The sequence below is a fragment of the Enterobacter sp. MALB-1 genome, assembly GCF_041021625.1.
In the GTDB taxonomy this organism is placed as follows: domain Bacteria; phylum Pseudomonadota; class Gammaproteobacteria; order Enterobacterales; family Enterobacteriaceae; genus Enterobacter; species Enterobacter oligotrophicus.
Genome location: NZ_JBDPJL010000001.1, coordinates 3669091 through 3688023 on the forward strand (window position 1 = coordinate 3669091; position 18933 = coordinate 3688023).

Annotated in this window: 17 protein-coding genes; all 17 read right to left on the reverse strand. The window is 55.7% G+C overall.

Annotated features, from left to right (window positions below; genetic code table 11):
- Positions 1-26 precede the first annotated feature (26 nt).
- Complete coding sequence (gene secM, locus ABGB15_RS17595) at positions 27-530, reverse strand: secA translation cis-regulator SecM (RefSeq protein ID WP_167515547.1); 504 nt, start codon at positions 528-530, stop codon at positions 27-29.
- A 278-nt stretch (positions 531-808) separates the two neighbouring features.
- Positions 809-1726 (reverse strand): UDP-3-O-acyl-N-acetylglucosamine deacetylase, encoded by a 918-nt coding sequence (lpxC, locus tag ABGB15_RS17600; protein ID WP_013095578.1) that lies wholly within the window; start codon positions 1724-1726, stop codon positions 809-811.
- A 101-nt stretch (positions 1727-1827) separates the two neighbouring features.
- The gene (gene ftsZ, locus ABGB15_RS17605) at positions 1828-2979 is read right to left on the reverse strand and encodes a cell division protein FtsZ (RefSeq protein ID WP_152083454.1); all 1152 of its coding nucleotides are present in this window, start codon (positions 2977-2979) and stop codon (positions 1828-1830) included.
- A 63-nt stretch (positions 2980-3042) separates the two neighbouring features.
- The gene (gene ftsA / locus ABGB15_RS17610; protein WP_010426970.1) at positions 3043-4299 is read right to left on the reverse strand and encodes a cell division protein FtsA; all 1257 of its coding nucleotides are present in this window, start codon (positions 4297-4299) and stop codon (positions 3043-3045) included.
- Positions 4296-5138 carry a cell division protein FtsQ gene (ftsQ, locus tag ABGB15_RS17615; protein ID WP_152083453.1) on the reverse strand — a complete coding sequence of 281 codons (843 nt, stop codon included), beginning with the start codon at positions 5136-5138 and terminating at the stop codon, positions 4296-4298. Before ftsQ ends, ftsA begins: the two co-directional genes overlap by 4 nt.
- A 1-nt stretch (position 5139) precedes the next feature.
- Positions 5140-6060 carry a D-alanine--D-alanine ligase gene (locus ABGB15_RS17620; protein WP_215723314.1) on the reverse strand — a complete coding sequence of 307 codons (921 nt, stop codon included), beginning with the start codon at positions 6058-6060 and terminating at the stop codon, positions 5140-5142.
- Positions 6053-7528, reverse strand: coding sequence for a UDP-N-acetylmuramate--L-alanine ligase (gene murC, locus ABGB15_RS17625; protein ID WP_215723315.1), 1476 nt, complete (start codon positions 7526-7528; stop codon positions 6053-6055). Before murC ends, ABGB15_RS17620 begins: the two co-directional genes overlap by 8 nt.
- A 56-nt stretch (positions 7529-7584) precedes the next feature.
- Positions 7585-8649 carry an undecaprenyldiphospho-muramoylpentapeptide beta-N-acetylglucosaminyltransferase gene (gene murG / locus ABGB15_RS17630; RefSeq protein WP_152083450.1) on the reverse strand — a complete coding sequence of 355 codons (1065 nt, stop codon included), beginning with the start codon at positions 8647-8649 and terminating at the stop codon, positions 7585-7587.
- A complete protein-coding gene (gene ftsW / locus ABGB15_RS17635; protein ID WP_152083449.1) occupies positions 8646-9890 on the reverse strand; it encodes a cell division protein FtsW in 1245 nt (414 codons plus the stop codon). The genes murG and ftsW overlap by 4 nt, the downstream gene beginning before the upstream one ends.
- Positions 9890-11206: a UDP-N-acetylmuramoyl-L-alanine--D-glutamate ligase gene (gene murD / locus ABGB15_RS17640; protein ID WP_215723316.1), complete on the reverse strand. Its 1317-nt coding sequence runs from the start codon at positions 11204-11206 to the stop codon at positions 9890-9892. Before murD ends, ftsW begins: the two co-directional genes overlap by 1 nt.
- A gap of 2 nt (positions 11207-11208) precedes the next feature.
- Positions 11209-12291, reverse strand: a complete 1083-nt coding sequence (gene mraY / locus ABGB15_RS17645; RefSeq protein WP_003856353.1) for a phospho-N-acetylmuramoyl-pentapeptide-transferase — start codon at positions 12289-12291, stop codon at positions 11209-11211.
- Complete coding sequence (murF, locus tag ABGB15_RS17650) at positions 12285-13643, reverse strand: UDP-N-acetylmuramoyl-tripeptide--D-alanyl-D-alanine ligase (RefSeq protein ID WP_215723317.1); 1359 nt, start codon at positions 13641-13643, stop codon at positions 12285-12287. Before murF ends, mraY begins: the two co-directional genes overlap by 7 nt.
- On the reverse strand, positions 13640-15127 hold the full coding sequence (murE, locus tag ABGB15_RS17655; protein ID WP_215723318.1) for a UDP-N-acetylmuramoyl-L-alanyl-D-glutamate--2,6-diaminopimelate ligase: 1488 nt from the start codon (positions 15125-15127) through the stop codon (positions 13640-13642). The genes murF and murE overlap by 4 nt, the downstream gene beginning before the upstream one ends.
- On the reverse strand, positions 15114-16880 hold the full coding sequence (locus tag ABGB15_RS17660; protein WP_152083445.1) for a peptidoglycan glycosyltransferase FtsI: 1767 nt from the start codon (positions 16878-16880) through the stop codon (positions 15114-15116). Before ABGB15_RS17660 ends, murE begins: the two co-directional genes overlap by 14 nt.
- Positions 16881-16895: 15 nt before the next feature.
- Positions 16896-17261, reverse strand: coding sequence for a cell division protein FtsL (ftsL, locus tag ABGB15_RS17665; RefSeq protein ID WP_014068894.1), 366 nt, complete (start codon positions 17259-17261; stop codon positions 16896-16898).
- Entirely contained in the window at positions 17258-18199 is a 942-nt protein-coding gene (rsmH, locus tag ABGB15_RS17670) for a 16S rRNA (cytosine(1402)-N(4))-methyltransferase RsmH (RefSeq protein WP_013095568.1), read from the reverse strand. The genes ftsL and rsmH overlap by 4 nt, the downstream gene beginning before the upstream one ends.
- Before the next feature lie 2 nt (positions 18200-18201).
- Positions 18202-18660, reverse strand: a complete 459-nt coding sequence (mraZ, locus tag ABGB15_RS17675) for a division/cell wall cluster transcriptional repressor MraZ (RefSeq protein ID WP_152083444.1) — start codon at positions 18658-18660, stop codon at positions 18202-18204.
- Between the last annotated feature and the right edge of the window lie 273 nt (positions 18661-18933).

Below are 18933 nucleotides of genomic sequence, written 5' to 3' on the forward strand. Positions count from 1 at the left end.
AATTAAGGTATTGAAAAAGCGTTAATTTAGCTGAGGCGTAGCGGTCCGGCACGGATGCCGTGAACCTGGCTTATCCAGGTCGAGACAGAAAATGTGACAGGAGCAATGAAAGCAAGCTGCGCCGTCTGGCGAACCATTACCGGCGGCTGGCTGTCCTGCGTGAGCAGCGCATTAAGCGTATCCAGTAAGGCAAGATGCTGAGCCTGAACCGGCAGCGTCTCTTCTGCCACTGGCATCGTCTGCGGTGCCATCGCAAAGGAGAGATGGCGGATAACGGTGCGGATGGCGTGTTGATGCCAGTAATCAACCGAGAAATTCGGACGGCGATTAGCTTCAAGCCACGCGAGGTTAGTAAAATTAACCCGCGTGTTGAGATCGTGTTTGGATGTAGTGGTCTTCGCCGGTGTTGCCGCTTCAGCGCTGTTGCTGAGCGCAGGCAAGCCGAGACTCGCCGCGACCATCCCCAATAAGAGATGCGGCCAGAAGTAACGTCTGCCAAATTGTCGCCAGCGCGTCAGTATTCCGCTCACCTGCTCCACCACATAAGCCAGCCCTGCACAGGCTGAGTTCAGTTATTTTTTTAGCGCTCAGATATTACCACTAAAGCCAATGCACAGCAGCAGTAATGACGTACTGCAGTGGGGAAAAACGGTCAAGAATGCAGCTAACGCACAGATTTCCTGCACCCGACAGAGGCCAGAAACAGCAGAGGTAAGTCTAAGAAGGGTAAAAATAAAAACGACTGGCCTTCCTGGTCGGAGAGAGTACCAGGTTAACCAGTCGATTTTTTACGAAACGGCTTAAACCGTTATGCCAGGACCAGGCCTGGAGCCTTGAATGCCAGCGGCAGTTCAGCTTCGTCTTCGAAGGTCACATATTCCCAGGCTTCCTGTTTTGCCAGGACGGCCTGCAACAGTTTGTTGTTCAGTGCATGACCGGATTTGAACGCGGTAAATGCACCAATGATATTGTGACCACACATGAACAAGTCGCCGATCGCATCCAGCATTTTGTGACGAACGAATTCATCTTCAAAACGCAGGCCGTCTTCGTTCAGTACGCGATAATCGTCAACAACGATGGCACAATCGAAGCTGCCGCCCAGGCACAGGCCGCGGGACTGCAGATATTCGATATCACGCATAAAGCCGAAAGTACGAGCACGGCTGATCTGACGCATAAACGCATCAGCAGAGAAGTTCATCGCATAGCGCTGGGTGCTTGCATCAATCGCCGGATGGTTAAAATCGATGGTAAAATCCAGCGAGAAACCATTGTACGGTTTGAATTCAGCCCACTTGTCGCCATCTTCGACGCGAACAGTCTCTTTGATGCGAACAAATTTCTTCGCGCAGTTCAGTTCTTCGATGCCGGCATCCAGCAACAAATAGACGAACGGTGCAGCACTACCATCCATGATCGGGATTTCTGGCGCATCGACTTCAACAATAATGTTGTCGATACCCAGACCCGCCAGGGCGGCGTTCAGGTGCTCTACGGTAGAAATCCGCACGTCATGCTCGTTCACCAGGCAAGTACAGAGCATAGTATCACGCACAGATTTGGCATCGGCCGGAAAATCTACCGGTGGATTCAAGTCGGTGCGACGATAGATGACCCCGGTATTGGCCGGCGCAGGGCGCAACGTCAGTGTGACTTTCTTGCCGGTATGTAAACCGACACCCGTCGCCTGAACGATACGTTTAAGTGTCCTTTGTTTGATCATCGTATAATCTCGCCAAATTACTTATCCAACCGAGAGTGTATATCACTAACGGTGGGCCAGTTTAGCACAAAGAGCGCAAATCCCCAAATTCCAGCCAATTCTTAGTCAGCTTGCTTACGCAGGAACGCCGGGATGTCCAGATAATCTGGCTCTTTCGCCGTTTGCGGAGTGGTATCGTTAACCACTTTCGCGGCCGGTTTCTGCTCCTGAGTCAGTGGAGACATACCGTGCTGCTGGTAACGATCCATGACCGGTTGCTGAGTCTGTTTGTTCGTTACCAGGGTGATCTCAGGACGCTTGTCCATACCGATACCGGTCGCAACAACGGTCACGCGCAGTTCGTCGTTCATTTCCGGGTCAAGGGAAGTACCGATAACCACGGTCGCGTTGTCAGAGGCGAACGCACGGATGGTGTTACCCACGGTTTCGAACTCATCCAGACGCAGGTCAAAGCCAGCGGTAATGTTGACCAGCACGCCGCGCGCACCAGACAGATCGATATCTTCCAGCAGTGGAGAAGAGATCGCCATTTCAGCCGCTTCTTCTGCACGGTCTTCACCGCTCGCCACGCCAGAGCCCATCATCGCGTAGCCCATTTCAGACATCACGGTGCGCACGTCTGCAAAGTCAACGTTCATCAGGCCAGGACGGGTAATCAGTTCAGCGATACCCTGAACCGCGCCTTTCAGCACGTCGTTGGCTGCGCCAAAGGCGTCCAGCAGGGAGATACCGCGGCCCAGCACTTTCAGCAGTTTGTCGTTCGGGATGGTAATCAGAGAGTCCACGTGTTTGGACAGCTCGGTAATACCCTGTTCCGCGAATGCCATACGCTTCTTGCCTTCGAAGTTGAAAGGCTTGGTCACGACAGCAACGGTCAGGATACCTAAATCTTTCGCCACTTCAGCGACAACAGGTGCAGCACCCGTGCCTGTACCGCCGCCCATACCCGCTGCGATAAAGACCATGTCCGCACCTTCCAGTGCAGCACGCAGGGCTTCACGATCTTCTTCAGCCGCGTTACGACCGACTTCCGGGTTAGCCCCAGCGCCCAGACCTTTGGTGATGCCACCGCCAATCTGAATCGTCTGGCCAACAGCCGTCTTACGCAGTGCTTGTGCATCGGTGTTAACCGCAAAGAATTCAACGCCTTCAATGCGCTCGCGCACCATATGCTCTACGGCGTTACCGCCGCCGCCACCGACGCCGATGACTTTAATCACCGCGTCGTTGGTCAGTTCCATAGGTTCAAACATAATTTCTCTCTCCGTTGTGCCTGTCGCCCGAGACCGCTAATTCTCTCCGGTCTCTTAAAAAAATTAAAACTCTTTTCGCAACCAGGTGTTCAGTCGTTTGACCCACGACCCCACCGATACGCGTTTTTCCACTTCTGCTTCACCACTCAAATGGGACTCTTTCCCGTAATGAAGCAGGCCCACTGCCGTTGAATAGTACGGCTCCTGAGCATAATCCGTTAAACCGGTGATATTCAGCGGTGCACCAATACGCACCTGCGTATGGAACACGCGCTGAGCGCAGGCCGCAAGACCTTCAATTTGCGCTGCCCCGCCGGTTAATACAATCCCCGCCGCGAGATGATGTTTAACACCCTGCTGGCGAAGTTGTTCCTGTAACTGCAAAATCTCTTCGTTGACCAGGTTGAGCAGCTCGGTATAACGCGGCTCAATCACCTCTGCCAGCGTCTGGCGCTGCAGGCTGCGCGGCGGACGCCCGCCCACGCTCGGCACTTCAACGCTCTCATCTTTGCCAACGATAGAACCCAGCGCACAGCCGTGGCGCACTTTAATCGCCTCTGCATCGCTCGGTGGCGTACCAAAGGCGTAAGCAATATCGCTGGTCACCACGTTCCCGGCATAAGGGATCACTTTGGTGTGGCGCAGCGCACCGCCTGTATAGACGGCCATATCCATTGTACCACCACCAATATCGACCACACAGACGCCGAGTTCACGTTCATCTTCGGTCAGCACGGAATAGCTTGCGGCCAGACCGGCGAAAATAAGTTGGTCAACTTTCAGGCCACAACGTTCAACGGCTTTTACGATGTTCTTCGCCATATCGTTGTGACATGTGATCAGGTGCACTTTTGCCTGCATACGCACGCCGGAAAGACCGACCGGGTTCTTGATCCCTTCCTGATAGTCGATCGCATATTCCTGCGGGATCACGTGCAGTACACGATGCTCATCGCGCACGCGCACGGACTTCGCCGTATGCACAACATTCTCAACGTCTTCCTGCGTCACTTCTTCTTCGGAAATCGGCACCATACCGATTTCGTTCTGGCAGCTGATGTGCTTGCCAGAGAGGGCCAGATAGACAGAGGAGATCTGGCAATCTGCCATTAATTCAGCCTGATCGATGGCGCGCTGAACGCATTTCACCACCGACTCAAGGTCGTTTACCCCACCTTTATCCATACCACGGGACGGGCAACTGCCCACGCCAATGATATTGACCATACCGTCGGGCAGAACTTCCCCTACTAAAGCGGCAACCTTCGCGGTGCCAATCTCCAGTCCAACTACCAGTTTTCTGTCCGTCGCCTTGATCATTGTTGTTCTGCCTGTACCTGTGCCTGATTCTGTTGCTGATTAGGTTCCTCGACCGGAGCCGGCTCCCAACCGACTGCTGCGCCTGAGTCATAGCGCAAATCAACGTAGCTTATCCGTTTGCCGTCCGTCTGCGCCTGCTGCTGTAAAACCGGGTAAAGTTCTACGAAACGCGCCAGACGTTTCATTGTGTCGCCGCGACCCAGGTTGAGCTTAATGCCGTTCGTTAACGTCAGTTGCCATGAGCGGCGCGCCGTCATCGCAGCATCTTTTAACGTGAACCTGTCTTTCGCCAGCACCTGGCCCATTTCGCGAAAACCCTGTAATACTTCGTTTTCACTGCCTTCAGGGCCATACAACATCGGTAAATTCTGCTTGCTGACACGATCGGCCGGGACGCTGAAGGAATTTCCGTCTACGTCTACCATGTGCTGATCATTCCAACGCGCAATGGGCACATATTCAACCAGATGAATCTTCAATTCATCAGGCCATTGCTTTCTTACACTCGCCTGTTTTATCCATGGCAGTCGTTCAATCTGACTCTGGATAATATTGACGTCCTGCGTCATAAAGGTGCCAGGCGATCCCAGCGCCAGAATCGACTGGCGAATATCATCGTTACGCGTGTAGTGGCGCTCGCCCGTCACCACCAGCTTCGAGAGCGGTAACCGCTGCGCATCTTCCATCCAGCCCAGCACCATCCAGCCGCTGATAAACACGGTGCACAGCACCCCGAGCAGGAAGATAATCCCTGCAAGACGCGTTCCATTACTCCGGCGTGAAGAGGAATATTCTTCCTCGTCATCGCGGTTGCGCGTGTTCAATGCAGCCTGAGACATATCAGCCCGCCTGGTCCAGAATACGTACGACTAACTGCGAGAAGCTCATCCCCGCCTGACGCGCCGCCATCGGCACAAGGCTGTGGCTGGTCATGCCTGGAGAAGTATTCGCTTCCAGCAGATAAAATTGCCCATCGCTGTCGAGCATCACATCAATGCGTCCCCAGCCACGGCATCCCAGGACATTCCAGGCTTTCTGCACCAGAGCCTGTAAATCGGCTTCACGCTCAGCTTCAAGACCACCAGGACAAAAATATTGCGTCTCATCAGAGAGATACTTCGCCTCATAATCATAGAAGGTTCCGGCCGGTTGGATACGAATTGACGGTAAAATTTCTTCGCCAAGCATCGCGACGGTAAATTCCGGCCCGCTGAGCCATTTTTCAATCAGAACTTCTTCATCATGTTGAAATGCCAGCGTTAAAGCAGCAGATAAATCGTCAGCTTTGTCGACTTTGGACATCCCGACGCTTGACCCTTCGCGGCTTGGCTTAACAATAACCGGTAACCCCAGCTCAGCAATGCGTGCATTAACGCTGTCCTGTAGGCCCAATTCGAACTCACGGCGCGTCAGCGCAACCCATGGCGCAACGGGCAGCCCCGCCCCCTGCCACAGCAGTTTGCTGCGCAGTTTATCCATCGAAATGGCCGATGCCATTACGCCGCTACCGGTGTATGGCATGCCGATTAAATCCAGCAGCCCTTGCAAGGTTCCATCTTCGCCACCACGCCCATGCAGCGCGATAAAGACTTTATCGAAGCCCATCGCTTTCAGTTGCGTGACATCAACCTCTTTAGGATCGACCGGGTGCGCATTCACACCGCCTTCACGCAGGCCCGCCAGTACAGCCGCGCCTGAGTTAAGGGAAACTTCACGTTCAGCCGACGTGCCGCCAAACAGGACCGCAATCTTATCAGCCATGACGCTCGTCCTCCTGAGTTTGCGGCTTCAGTTTGATTTCAGCTAAGGTACGGGCGATTTTGCCGATATTTCCCGCACCCTGAATCAGAATCAAATCATTGCCCGTCAATACCGGTGCCAGAATCTCAGCCACCTGAGCGGGTTCAGAAACCAAAATAGGGTCCACTTTACCGCGTCCACGAATGGTACGACACAAAGAACGGCTGTCTGCCCCCGGAATCGGAGTTTCGCCCGCTGAATAAACATCCAGCATTAGCAACGTATCCACCTGTGAAAGTACACTGGCGAAATCGTCATACAGATCGCGGGTACGGGTGTAACGGTGTGGCTGGAAGATCATTACCAGATGTTTGTCCGGCCAACCCGCACGCGCCGCCTTGATCGTCGCGTCCACTTCGGTTGGGTGGTGGCCATAGTCATCCACCAGCATGGCGCTGCCTGATTTACCGTTCACCGCGTCCAGCGGGAATTCACCGAGGAAGTCGAAACGACGCCCGGTGCCCTGGAAGCTCTCCAGTGCGCGCAGGATTGCGTCGTCATCAATGCCTTCTTCTGTCGCCACGGCGACCGCGGCGGCGGCATTCAGGGCATTGTGGCGTCCGGGGGCGTTCAGCGTAACGTGCAGCAGTTCTTTATCCTGACGCGCCAGGGTGAAATGCCCCTGAGCACCTGTCTGCCTGTAATCCTCCACACGCACATCAGCGTCTTCGCTGAAGCCATAGGTGGTGATTTGACGCCCGACGCGCGGCAACAGCTCGCGAATGACCGGATCGTCCACACACATCACCGCGCGCCCATAAAACGGCAGGTTGTGCAGGAAGTTAATAAAGGTCTGTTTTAAATTCTCGAAGTCACCCTGGTAAGTGTCCATATGGTCAGCTTCGATATTGGTGACAATCGCCACCATCGGCTGCAGATGCAGGAACGACGCATCGCTCTCATCCGCTTCCGCAATCAGGTAACGGCTGTGGCCCAGACGCGCATGTACGCCTGCCGCTTTCACCAGCCCGCCGTTAACAAACGTTGGGTCAAGACCCGCTTCGGCATAAATACTGGAAACCATCGCCGTCGTCGTGGTTTTACCGTGCGTACCGGCAACCGCGATGCCGTGACGGAAACGCATCAGTTCCGCCAGCATTTCCGCGCGGCGGATCACCGGAATGCGCGCTTCATGCGCAGCAACGATTTCCGGGTTATCAGAAGAGATGGCGCTGGATACTACAACCACGCTCGCATCGCGCACGTTTTCCGGGCGATGGTTGAAATAGATAGTCGCCCCAAGCGACGCTAACTGCTGCGTAACAGGGTTTGGTGCCAGGTCAGACCCGCTGATCTGATAGCCTTCGTTAGCTAACACTTCGGCAATACCGCCCATGCCAGCACCACCGATGCCGACAAAGTGAATGTGCCGGACGCGACGCATCTCGGGCACGATTGAACGCAGTTTTGCCAGTTGTTGTGTATTCATTCTCTAAACGCCATCGACTACTTAAAATTCGTGCAGCGCAACACGCGCTGCGAGGGTTAAGCCTGGGCTGCCAGGCTCACTTCTTTTGCCACACGTTCCGTCGCATCCGGGATAGCGGTCGCGCGTGCGCGTTGGGCCATCTCCAGCAATGCGTCTCTGTTCCAGCCCGCCAGAGTGGTGGCGACCGCATCGGCGGTAAATTGTGGCTGCTCGAATATTTTCGCGGCACCGGCTTTCTCAAGCGGCAACGCGTTCCAGTACTGCTGTCTGTCTTTGTGCTGGAACGGCACAAACAGCGCTGGCAAACCAGCGGCGGCAATTTCGCTCACCGTCAGTGCGCCAGAGCGGCAAACCACGACATCGGCCCAGGCATAAGCTGCAGCCATATCGTCGATAAACTCAGTAACTTTATGCTGCGGCTGCCCCGACTCGGCGTAAGCCTGCTCAACGGTCTGCTGCGCGCCTTTTCCGCTCTGATGCCAAATCGTCACAGCATCACCCAGTTTTGCCGCAACCTGCGGCATCGTCTGGTTTAAAATGCGCGCCCCCTGCGAGCCACCGACAACCAGCACACGTACCGGCCCTTCACGGCCATTCAGGCGAACGTCCGGCAGCGGCAGCGCCAGCACGTCCACGCGCACCGGGTTACCCACGACGTCCGCTTTAGGGAACGCACCTGGGAAGGCCTGCATCACTTTGGTGGCAATTTTCGCCAGCCATTTGTTGGTCAAACCGGCGATACCGTTCTGCTCGTGCAGTACAACAGGAATGCCCAGTGACCACGCCGCCAGCCCGCCTGGACCGGAAACATAACCCCCCATCCCCAGCACCACATCAGGCTTAAAGCGCTTCATGATGGAACGCGCCTGACGCCATGCGTTAAAAATTCGCACAGGTGCCAGCAACTGGGCCTTGATGCCTTTGCCCCGAAGACCGGAAATACGAATAAAGTCGATCTCAATACCGTGTTTCGGTACAAGATCAGCCTCCATGCGATCTGCGGTTCCCAGCCAGCGTACCTGCCAGCCCTGATCCATTAAATGGTGCGCAACCGCCAGCCCAGGGAACACATGTCCACCTGTACCACCTGCCATCACCATTAACCGCTTCGGTTGATTCATCGTGAACCTCGTGTAAACGCCTGGGCTTTTTCCAGACGTGTCTCATAATCTATGCGTAACAAAAACATGATGGCCGTCGACATGATCAACAGACTCGAACCACCATAGCTGATCAACGGCAACGTCAGACCCTTGGTCGGCAGCATACCTGCTGCGGCCCCGACGTTGACCAGTGCCTGGAAGCTAAACCAGATACCAATTGAACAGGCTAAGAAACCCGAGAAGCGGTGATCGATCTCCAGCGCTTTCCGGCCAATCGACATGGCGCGGAAAGCGACGAAGAATACCATTAATAGTGCCAATACCACACCGATATAACCCAGTTCTTCCCCAATAATGGAGAAGATGAAGTCGGTGTGTGCCTCAGGCAAATACTCCAGTTTCTGTACGGAGTTGCCCAGACCCTGGCCCCAGACTTCGCCGCGACCAAACGCCATCAGCGATTGCGTCAACTGGTAGCCACTGCCAAACGGATCTTCCCACGGGTTCCAGAAAGATGTCACACGGCGGATACGGTAAGGTTCGGCAAGGATCAGCAGCACGACCGCCGAAATCCCCATCCCAATGATGGCGATGAACTGCCACAGCTTTGCGCCCGCCAGGAACAGCATCGCCAGCGTGGTGACAAACAGTACCACCACCGTACCGAGGTCGGGCTGTGCCAGCAGCAGGATCGCAAGCACCAGAATCACGCCCATCGGCTTTAAGAAGCCGCGAAGGTTGTTACGCACTTCGTCAACTTTACGCACCAGGTAGTTCGCCAGGTAGCAGAACAGCGACAGCTTGGTGAATTCCGCTGGCTGAATACGCAGCGGACCAAACGCAATCCAGCGCGATGCCCCGTTTACGGAGCTACCGACAACCAGCACGATCAGCAGCATGATGATCGATGCAATCAACATCGCCGTACTGTGCCGCTGCCAGAAGGCCATTGGCAAACGTAAGGTAATCATCGCCAGGCAGAACGCCAGAATAATGTACAGCCCGTCACGCTTGGCAAACAGGAACGGATCGTTAGCCAGACGTTGCCCGACAGGCATCGACGCCGAGGTGACCATGATAAAGCCGATCGCCGCCAGCCCCAGCGTAAGCCAGAACAACGTGCGGTCGTACATGATCAGGCTATCGGAATCCTTGTCCCGCGAAGCCATCACCCAGCCTTTCAGCGCCGCAAACAGCCACGCCAGGATGCCAAATCCTGGCAGGCGCGGCATTTTCAGGCGAGGGAGAGATAAACGCATCAGCCTAACTCCTTCGCCAGGCGGGTAAAGAGATCGCCCCGCTGTTCGAAATTCTTGAATTGATCGAGGCTGGCACAGGCAGGCGAGAGCAGCACCATATCACCTGGCTTAACGCGCGGGGCAATGAGGCGCATCGCCTGCTCCATGGTCTCGGTTTGCTCGGCCACGTCAGGACGCAGTTCAGCCAGTTCGCTGCCGTCACGACCAAAACAGTAAAGACGGATGTTGTCCCCGGAGAGGTATTGCTTCAGCGAGGAGAAATCGGCCGACTTGCCGTCGCCGCCAAGTAGCAGATGCAGCGTGCCCTCAACGTGAAGACCGTTCAGGGCAGCCTCAGTGCTACCCACGTTGGTGGCTTTGGAGTCGTTAATCCAGCGCACGCCGTTATGCTCCAGCGCCAGCTGGAAACGGTGCGCCAGACCGGTAAAGGTGGTCAGGGCTTTGAGGCTGGAAGAACGCGGCAAGCCCACCGCATCCGCCAGCGCCAGCGCCGCCAGGGCATTGGTGTAGTTATGCTGGCCGGAAAGCGTCATCTCTTTCACGTTAAGCACTTTCTCACCTTTCACGCGCAGCCAGGTTTCGCCCTGCTGACGGTTCAGATGGTAATCACCCATGTTGATGCCAAAGCTGATGCAGCGTTCATCCGCCCCACGTACCGGCATGGTCAGCGCGTCATCGGCGTTCACCACACAGACTTTGGCATTTTCGTAAACGCGCAGCTTAGCGGCGCGATACTGCTGCAGACCAAACGGATACCTGTCCATATGATCTTCAGTTACGTTGAGGATCGTCGCCGCGGCGGCATGCAGGCTGGAGGTCGTTTCCAGCTGGAAGCTGGAAAGCTCCAGCACGTACAGCTCGCAGCCCTTATCCAGCAGCATCAGCGCAGGCAGGCCGATATTGCCCCCCACACCCACGTTCATACCTGCGGCTTTCGCCATCTCACCGACCAGCGTAGTGACGGTACTTTTACCATTCGAACCGGTAATCGCGATTATCGGTGCCTGCGCTTCGCGACAGAACAGCTCAATATCCCCGACAATCTCTATGCCAGCATCCGCCGCAGCGCTCAGCGAAGGGTGCGCCAGGGCCAAACCTGGGCTGGCAATAATCAGATCGGCTGCCAGCAGCCAGTCATCATTCAGACCACCAAGGTGGCGTTCAACCTGTTCCGGCAGCTTGTCCAGACCCGGCGGAGAGACACGCGTATCCATCACGCGCGGCGTGACGCCACGCGCAAGGAAAAAGTCCACGCAGGAAAGGCCCGTGAGGCCCAACCCGATGATAACGACTTTTTTACCCTGGTAATCTGCCATGATTAACGTACCTTCAGCGTTGCCAGGCCAATCAGCACCAGCATCAGCGAAATAATCCAGAAGCGCACAATCACGCGCGGTTCCGGCCAGCCTTTCAGTTCATAGTGATGATGGATCGGTGCCATACGGAAGATGCGCTGACCGCGCAGCTTGAAGGAGCCGACCTGCAAAATCACTGACAGGGTCTCTACCACAAACACACCGCCCATGATCACCAGCAAGAACTCCTGACGCAGCAGCACGGCAATAATGCCCAGCGCACCACCCAGAGCCAGTGAACCCACGTCGCCCATAAAAACCTGCGCCGGATAAGTGTTAAACCACAGGAAGCCCAGCCCCGCCCCGACAATGGCCGTACAGACGATCACCAGCTCACCCGCGTGGCGCAGATACGGGATATGCAGGTAGTTAGCAAAATTCATGTTACCGGTCGCCCACGCCACCAGCGCAAACCCCCCCGCAACAAACACAGTCGGCATAATCGCCAGGCCATCCAGACCATCGGTCAGGTTGACGGCGTTACCCGTGCCAACAATCACGAAGTAGGCCAGCAGGATGTAGAACAGCCCCAGTTGCGGCATCACGTCTTTAAAGAACGGCACCACCAGCTCGGTGGCTGGTGTGTCTTTTCCTGCCAGATACAGCGCGAAGGCCACGCCCAGCGCAATCACCGACATCCAGAAATACTTCCAGCGGGCAATCAGCCCCTTAGTATCTTTGCGTACAACCTTGCGATAATCATCGACAAAGCCGATGATCCCGTAGCCCACCAGAACCGTCAGAACACACCAGACGTATGGGTTAGACGGATACGCCCACAGCAGCACCGAAACGACGATCGCGGTCAGGATCATAATGCCGCCCATGGTCGGTGTACCGCGCTTGCTGAAGTGCGATTCCGGGCCATCGTTACGCACAACCTGGCCGAAAGAGAGTTTTTGCAGACGGGCAATCATGCGCGGGCCCATCCACAAGGAGATGAACAGCGCAGTCAGCAGGCTGACAATGGCGCGAAACGTCAGATAGGAAAAGACGTTAAAGCCTGAATAATATTTGACCAAATGTTCGGCCAGCCAAACTAACATGTCCCGTTCTCCTGTAATGCGTGCACAACCTCTTCCATGGCGGCACTACGTGAACCTTTAACTAAAACAGTCACAATTTGTTTTTCTGTAATCAACGCTTTCAGGCGCTCAATCAACGCGGCTTTATCAGCAAAATGTTCGCCCACACCGCTGGCCTGGCTGATCGCCTGACTCAGTTTTCCTGCGCTCAGCACGCAGTCCAGCCCCGCCGCTTTCGCCGCTGCACCCACCTGGGTATGACAGGCTTCGCTTTCATCACCCAGTTCGGCCATATCGCCAACCACCAACACGCGGTAGCCCGGCATCTCGGACAGCACCTGCACCGCTGCCGTCATCGAACCGACGTTGGCGTTGTAGGAGTCATCCAGCAGCAGCTTGTTTTCCGCCAGTTGAATCGGGAACAGACGCCCCGGTACGGCTTTTAAATTTGCCAGCCCGGTTTTAATCGCCTCATGAGTCGCCCCGACCGCCATCGACAACGCCGCCGCCGCGAGCGCGTTAGCAATGTTATGGCGACCCGGCAGTGGCAGCAGCACATCAATGCCACCCGTTGGGGTAGTGAGCGTGAACTCCGTGCCGTGCGACGTCACATGGATATTGGTTGCGGTAAAATCGCTGTTGGCCGCATTCGGTGAGAAGCGCCAGGTCTTACGCGAACCGATGATACTCTGCCAGTTCAGCCAGTCATTGTTGTCGGCATTCATAATGGCGATACCGTCAGCCGGCAGGCCGGTGTAGATCTCACCTTTGGCTTTCGCCACGCCTTCCAGCGAACCGAAACCTTCCAGATGGGCAGCCGCCAGGTTGTTCACCAGCGCCGCTTCCGGCCGAGTGAGGCTCACGGTCCAGGCGATTTCCCCCTGGTGGTTTGCCCCTAACTCAATCACCGCAAACTCGTGTTCTTTGGTCAGGCGAAGTAATGTCATCGGCACGCCGATGTCATTATTGAGATTGCCTGCGGTATAAAGTGTGTTTCCGCACTGGCCGAGGATCGCCGCCGTCATCTCTTTGACGGACGTTTTACCTGACGAGCCCGTCAGCGCCACAACGCGCGTCGGAACCTGCTGACGCACCCAGGCAGCCAGCTCACCGAACGCCAGACGCGTATCATTCACCACAATCTGCGGCAGATCGATATCGAGCTTGCGGCTGACCAGCAGCGCGCCCGCACCGTTCTCTTTAGCCTGCTGTGCAAAATCATGTGCGTCAAAACGCTCGCCTTTCAGCGCCACAAACAGACAACCTGCGGACACTTTGCGGGTATCGGTGGTCACGGCGTCAATGGTCAGATCCTGACCCAGCAACTCGCCGTGCAGTACCGCAGCGGCCTGGCTTAGCGTGAGGCTAATCATGCCATCACTCCCAGCAGACGCGCTGCCGTTACACGGTCCGAGTAATCCAGACGGCGATTGCCAACAATTTGATAATCTTCATGCCCTTTACCGGCCAGCAGCACCACATCGTTTTCCTGTGCCTGCATGATGGCGTTGGTCACGGCTTCCGCCCGGCCTTCCACCACACGTGCGCGACCGGCGTCCAGCATACCCGCCAGAATGTCGTTAATGATGGCGCGCGGCTCTTCGGTACGCGGGTTGTCATCGGTCACAACCGGAATATCCGCAAACTGCTCAGCAATCGCGCCCATCAGGGGGCGTTTGCCCTTATCGCGATCGCCGCCACAGCCAAATACACACCAGAGCTTACCGGCGCAGTGCAGACGCGCCGCTTCCAGCGCTTTTTCCAGCGCATCTGGCGTGTGGGCATAATCAACCACGACCGTTGGTTTACCCGGCGCGCTGAACACTTCCATGCGGCCACAAACCGGTTGCAGACGCTCAGCAGTTTTCAACAGTTCAGCCATCGGATACCCCAGCGCCAGCAGCGTCGCCAGCGCCAGCAGCAGGTTGCTGACGTTAAACGCCCCCATCAGGCGGCTTTCAATTTCACCTTCGCCCCATGAGGAAGCAAAGCGGATTGTCGCCCCGCTGTCGTGATACTTCACCTCAACCGCCTTCAGCCAGCGGCCATGGCAGTTCGGGTTAATATGATCTTCCATCGATACCGCAACGGCGTCTGGCAGTTTAGCCAGCCAGCGGAGACCGACTTCGTCGTCGGCGTTAATGATGGCCTGACCGTGGTGATGCGTGGAGTAGAGCAGCCATTTCGCGGCCTCGTAATGCTCCATATCACCATGATAATCAAGATGATCGCGGCTCAGATTAGTGAATACAGATGCAGCAAACTTAAGCGCCGCCACGCGGTGCTGTACCAGCCCGTGAGAAGAGACTTCCATCGCGGCGAAGGTCGCCCCCTGCCCTGCCAGACCGGCAAGCACGTGCTGCACGTCTACCGCCGAGCCGGTGGTGTTTTCGGTCGGGCTGACTTTGCCCAGCAGACCGTTACCCACGGTGCCCATCACCGCACCGGTTTCACCGAGCAGTTGCGCCCATTGCGCCATCAGTTGCGTGGTGGTGGTTTTTCCGTTCGTGCCCGTTACGCCAACCAGACGCAGCTGGTCAGAAGGTTCGTGATAGAAACGTCCTGCCAGCGCAGAAAGACGCTCATTTAACTGGCTGAGATAGATGACCGGCACACCGTGCATTTCACGGATTTCGCCGTCGGTTGCCTCATCTTTGGCCTCAGCAATAATGGCAGCAACACCTTGCGCAATCGCCTGCGGGATATAACGACGCCCGTCCGCCTGATGACCGACCACCGCCACAAAAAGATCGCCAGAAGCAGCCACTCGGCTGTCCAGTACCATCTCTCGCAGTGCTCGCTCCGGTGCACCTGGCACCCACGGAGCGAGAAGGTCGCGCAAATTACGATCTGCCACCTGTACCCTCGCCTTGATTAATTACAAATTCACTTTTTTCACCCGTCGCCAGCGCATCCGGTTCAATGTTCATGGTACGCAACACGCCGCCCATGATAGCCCCGAACACAGGTGCGGAGACGGCACCGCCGTAGTATTTACCCGCCTGTGGATCGTTAATGACGACCACCAGCGCAAAACGCGGATTGCTTGCAGGCGCAACGCCTGCGGTATAGGCAATGTATTTGTTGATGTAGCGGCCATCCGGCCCCACCTTTTTCGCCGTACCGGTTTTAATCGCGATGCGATAGCCTTTGATCGCCGCCTTCACGCCACCGCCGCCCGGCAGCGCCACGCTTTCCATCATATGGACGACGGTACGAACGATAGATTCCGGGAAGATACGCTCGCCCGGAACCGGTGGATCAACTTTGGTAATCGACAGCGGGCGATAGACGCCATAGCTGCCGATCGTTGCGTAGACTCGCGCTAACTGTAACGGGGTTACCATTAGCCCGTAGCCGAAAGAGAAGGTGGCCCTCTCTATGTCAGACCACCGTTGTTTTTGAGGATATAAGCCACTGCGTTCTCCGACCAACCCCAAATTGGTCGCCTTTCCAAGCCCAAAACGTGAGTAAGTCTCTACTAACGCTGAGGACGGCATCGCTAACGCCAGCTTTGAAACACCGACGTTACTCGACTTCTGTAAGACCCCGGTCAGGGTCAGTTCGCTGTAACGGGCCACGTCTTTGATTTCATGGCCGTTAATGCGGTAAGGGATCGTATTCAGAACGGTACTTTCGTTGACGATGCCGCGCTGTAGCGCCGTCATCACCACCATCGGTTTTACGGTAGATCCCGGTTCGAACACGTCCGTGATCGCCCGGTTACGCATCGCATCTTTCGCGGTGCCAGTGAAGTTGTTCGGGTTATAAGACGGGCTGTTGGCCATCGCCAGCACTTCGCCCGTGCTGACATCCACCAGCACGGCGCTGCCGGATTCCGCCTTGTTAAAGGCGACAGCGTTGTTCAGCTCGCGATACACCAGCGCCTGCAAACGTTCATCAATGCTCAGCGCCAGGTTGTGCGCGGCCTGGCTGTCCGTGGAAGAGATATCTTCAATGACGCGGCCATAACGGTCTTTACGCACGATACGCTCGCCCGGCTGACCGGTGAGCCACTTATCAAAGCTCTTTTCAACGCCCTCAATCCCCTGGCTATCGACGTTGGTGAAGCCAATGAGGTGAGCAGTTACTTCGCCGGAAGGATAGTAACGACGTGATTCCTCACGCAGGTGAATCCCCGGCAGTTTCAGTTTTCGGATGTAGTCCGCCATGTCAGGGTTCACCTGACGCGCGAGATAGATAAAACGCCCTTTCGGGTTGGCGTTAACGCGGGAGGCCAGCTGATCCAGCGGCATTTTCAGAGCATCAGAAAGCGCTTTCCAGCGGTTATCCAGCGTAATGCCCCCTGCATCGTGCAGCTCTTTTGGATCGGCCCAGATCGCCTTCACCGGCACGCTCACCGCCAGCGGACGGCCGGAACGGTCAGTGATCATCCCACGCGACGTGGACACTTCCTGGACGCGAAGAGAGCGCATGTCACCCTGGCGAACCAGCATGTCAGGGGCGATGATTTGCAACCAGGCCACGCGTCCCAGCAGGAAACCCAGCGCCAGTAAAATGCAGCCGCAAAGCAACGCAAAACGCCAACTGACAAAGTTGGCCTGTTCTTCCTGACGTTTTGGTTTTAGCGTTTTTGCCGCTGCTCTCATGCGTCGCGTTTTCCCTTATTTTTGTACTACGATATTTTCCTGCGAAGGATCAACATGCTGCAGTTGCAGCTTTTCCGTTGCGATCCGTTCAACCCGGCTGTGATCGCCGAGCGCGTTTTCTTCCAGGATCAGGTTTCGCCATTCAATATCCAGCGCATCGCGTTCCAGTACCATCTGTTCGCGCTGCGCAGTTAATAAACGGGTGTGGTGGGCCGTGGTGACCACCGTTACTGCCGTCACAATGATGCAAATGAACAAGCAGAGTGGCAGTTTCCCGAACCGCAAAAGATCGTCGCCGATCACGCCAGGCAAGGCATGGCGCTCGTTGCTTCCTAACGATCCCTTAACTTTGCTGAGGGTCTCTGTCACTCTGCTGATCATGCGTTCGTCCTTTCTGCAATACGCAGCACTGAACTACGGGCACGTGGATTCTCTGCCACCTCTTCTTCGCCCGGCATCAACTTGCCTAATGCTCGCAACTGACGGCCACCCAGCTTCCTGAGTTGTTCTTCCGTCATCGGCAGCCCCGCAGGAACCTGAGGACCGCGGCTTTGTTCACGCATAAAGCGTTTCACAATGCGGTCTTCCAGCGAATGGAAGCTGATGATGGATAACCGCCCACCTGGGGCCAGCACGTCGAGCGAGCTTTTTAGCGCCAGCTCTATTTCCTCCAGTTCACTGTTTACCCAGATGCGAACCGCCTGGAAGGTACGGGTCGCGGGATGTTTGTGCTTATCCTTCACCGGCGTTGCTGCCGCGATAACCTCTGCCAGCTCTTTGGTGCGGGTCATCGGCTCAATACGGTTACGCTCAACGATGGCGCGTGCAATGCGTTTGCCAAAACGCTCTTCGCCGAAGGTTTTGATCACCCAGGCAATATCCGCTTCGTCAGCGGTTTGTAACCACTCTGCAGCAGACTGACCGCGCGTTGGGTCCATACGCATGTCCAGCGGACCATCGCGCATAAAGGAGAAACCGCGTTCGGCGTCATCAAGCTGGGGTGAAGAGACGCCAAGATCGAGAAGAATCCCGTCGATCTTGCCCGTCAGACCGCGCTCGGCAACGTAATCCGCGAGCGCAGAGAAAGGTCCATGCACAATGGAAAAGCGTGGGTCATCGATGGTTTGCGCAACGGCAATCGCCTGCGGATCGCGATCGATTGCCAGCAGGCGTCCTTCCGCTCCAAGCTGAGAGAGGATCAGACGCGAATGACCACCGCGACCAAAAGTGCCATCAATGTAGATGCCGTCCGGACGAATATTCAGGCCGTTAACGGCCTCATCCAGCAACACCGTTGTATGTTTATAATTTTCCATCATATTTATAGAGACAAGTCCTGCAGCCGTTCCGATAATGTCGCGGAATCAGACTGCTCAGCGTCGATATCTTCCTTGACCTGTTGATACCAGGTCGTTTCGTCCCACAGTTCAAACTTGTTGAACTGCCCGACCAGCATCACTTCTTTGGTCAGACCGGCATGTTGCCGCAACACAGGCGCAATCAGTAATCGCCCTGCACTATCCATCTGACACTCACTGGCATGTCCCAATAACAGCCGCTGCACGCGGCGTTCCTGCGGGTTCATGCTCGACAGTCGCGACAGCTTTTGCTCAATAATTTCCCATTCAGGCAAAGGGTAAAGCAGCAGGCAGGGGGAGTTGATGTCAATGGTGCAAACCATTTGACCTGAAGCGTTCTCAATCAGCCGGTCGCGGTATCGGGTTGGCACCGATAAACGCCCTTTGCTGTCGAGATTGACTAACGTTGCTCCACGGAACATGCCAGCCTCACCCCTCCTCACCACTTTAACCCACAAATTCCCACCTAAAGGAGTTTACGGAGCGAGGGAAAACCTTGTCAAGCCAGGACTGTCGCTATACAGACCCGAAAGCCCGCTATTTACGAAGATATCCCGACCTGATTAATAACTGCACAACTGGCGAGGCAAAATTAACGTTATGAATATTTGTAAGAAAAAAACCGAATATGCACACGAGCGTTAAGACTCACTCAATATCATCGCAGGGAAATATAAAGTGTCAGTTTGCGACGC

Bases quoted from the DNA above. Each gene is read 5' to 3' on its own strand.
- mraZ (WP_152083444.1), bottom strand. From the start codon at position 18,660: ATGTTCCGTGGAGCAACGTTAGTCAATCTCGACAGCAAAGGGCGTTTA.
- murC (WP_215723315.1), bottom strand. From the start codon at position 7,528: ATGAATACACAACAACTGGCAAAACTGCGTTCAATCGTGCCCGAGATG.
- lpxC (WP_013095578.1), bottom strand. From the start codon at position 1,726: ATGATCAAACAAAGGACACTTAAACGTATCGTTCAGGCGACGGGTGTC.
- ftsW (WP_152083449.1), bottom strand. From the start codon at position 9,890: ATGCGTTTATCTCTCCCTCGCCTGAAAATGCCGCGCCTGCCAGGATTT.
- ftsL (WP_014068894.1), bottom strand. From the start codon at position 17,261: ATGATCAGCAGAGTGACAGAGACCCTCAGCAAAGTTAAGGGATCGTTA.
- rsmH (WP_013095568.1), bottom strand. From the start codon at position 18,199: ATGATGGAAAATTATAAACATACAACGGTGTTGCTGGATGAGGCCGTT.
- ftsQ (WP_152083453.1), bottom strand. From the start codon at position 5,138: ATGTCTCAGGCTGCATTGAACACGCGCAACCGCGATGACGAGGAAGAA.
- murF (WP_215723317.1), bottom strand. From the start codon at position 13,643: ATGATTAGCCTCACGCTAAGCCAGGCCGCTGCGGTACTGCACGGCGAG.
- ftsZ (WP_152083454.1), bottom strand. From the start codon at position 2,979: ATGTTTGAACCTATGGAACTGACCAACGACGCGGTGATTAAAGTCATC.
- ABGB15_RS17620 (WP_215723314.1), bottom strand. From the start codon at position 6,060: ATGGCTGATAAGATTGCGGTCCTGTTTGGCGGCACGTCGGCTGAACGT.
- ABGB15_RS17660 (WP_152083445.1), bottom strand. From the start codon at position 16,880: ATGAGAGCAGCGGCAAAAACGCTAAAACCAAAACGTCAGGAAGAACAG.
- murD (WP_215723316.1), bottom strand. From the start codon at position 11,206: ATGGCAGATTACCAGGGTAAAAAAGTCGTTATCATCGGGTTGGGCCTC.
- murG (WP_152083450.1), bottom strand. From the start codon at position 8,649: ATGAATCAACCGAAGCGGTTAATGGTGATGGCAGGTGGTACAGGTGGA.
- ftsA (WP_010426970.1), bottom strand. From the start codon at position 4,299: ATGATCAAGGCGACGGACAGAAAACTGGTAGTTGGACTGGAGATTGGC.
- mraY (WP_003856353.1), bottom strand. From the start codon at position 12,291: ATGTTAGTTTGGCTGGCCGAACATTTGGTCAAATATTATTCAGGCTTT.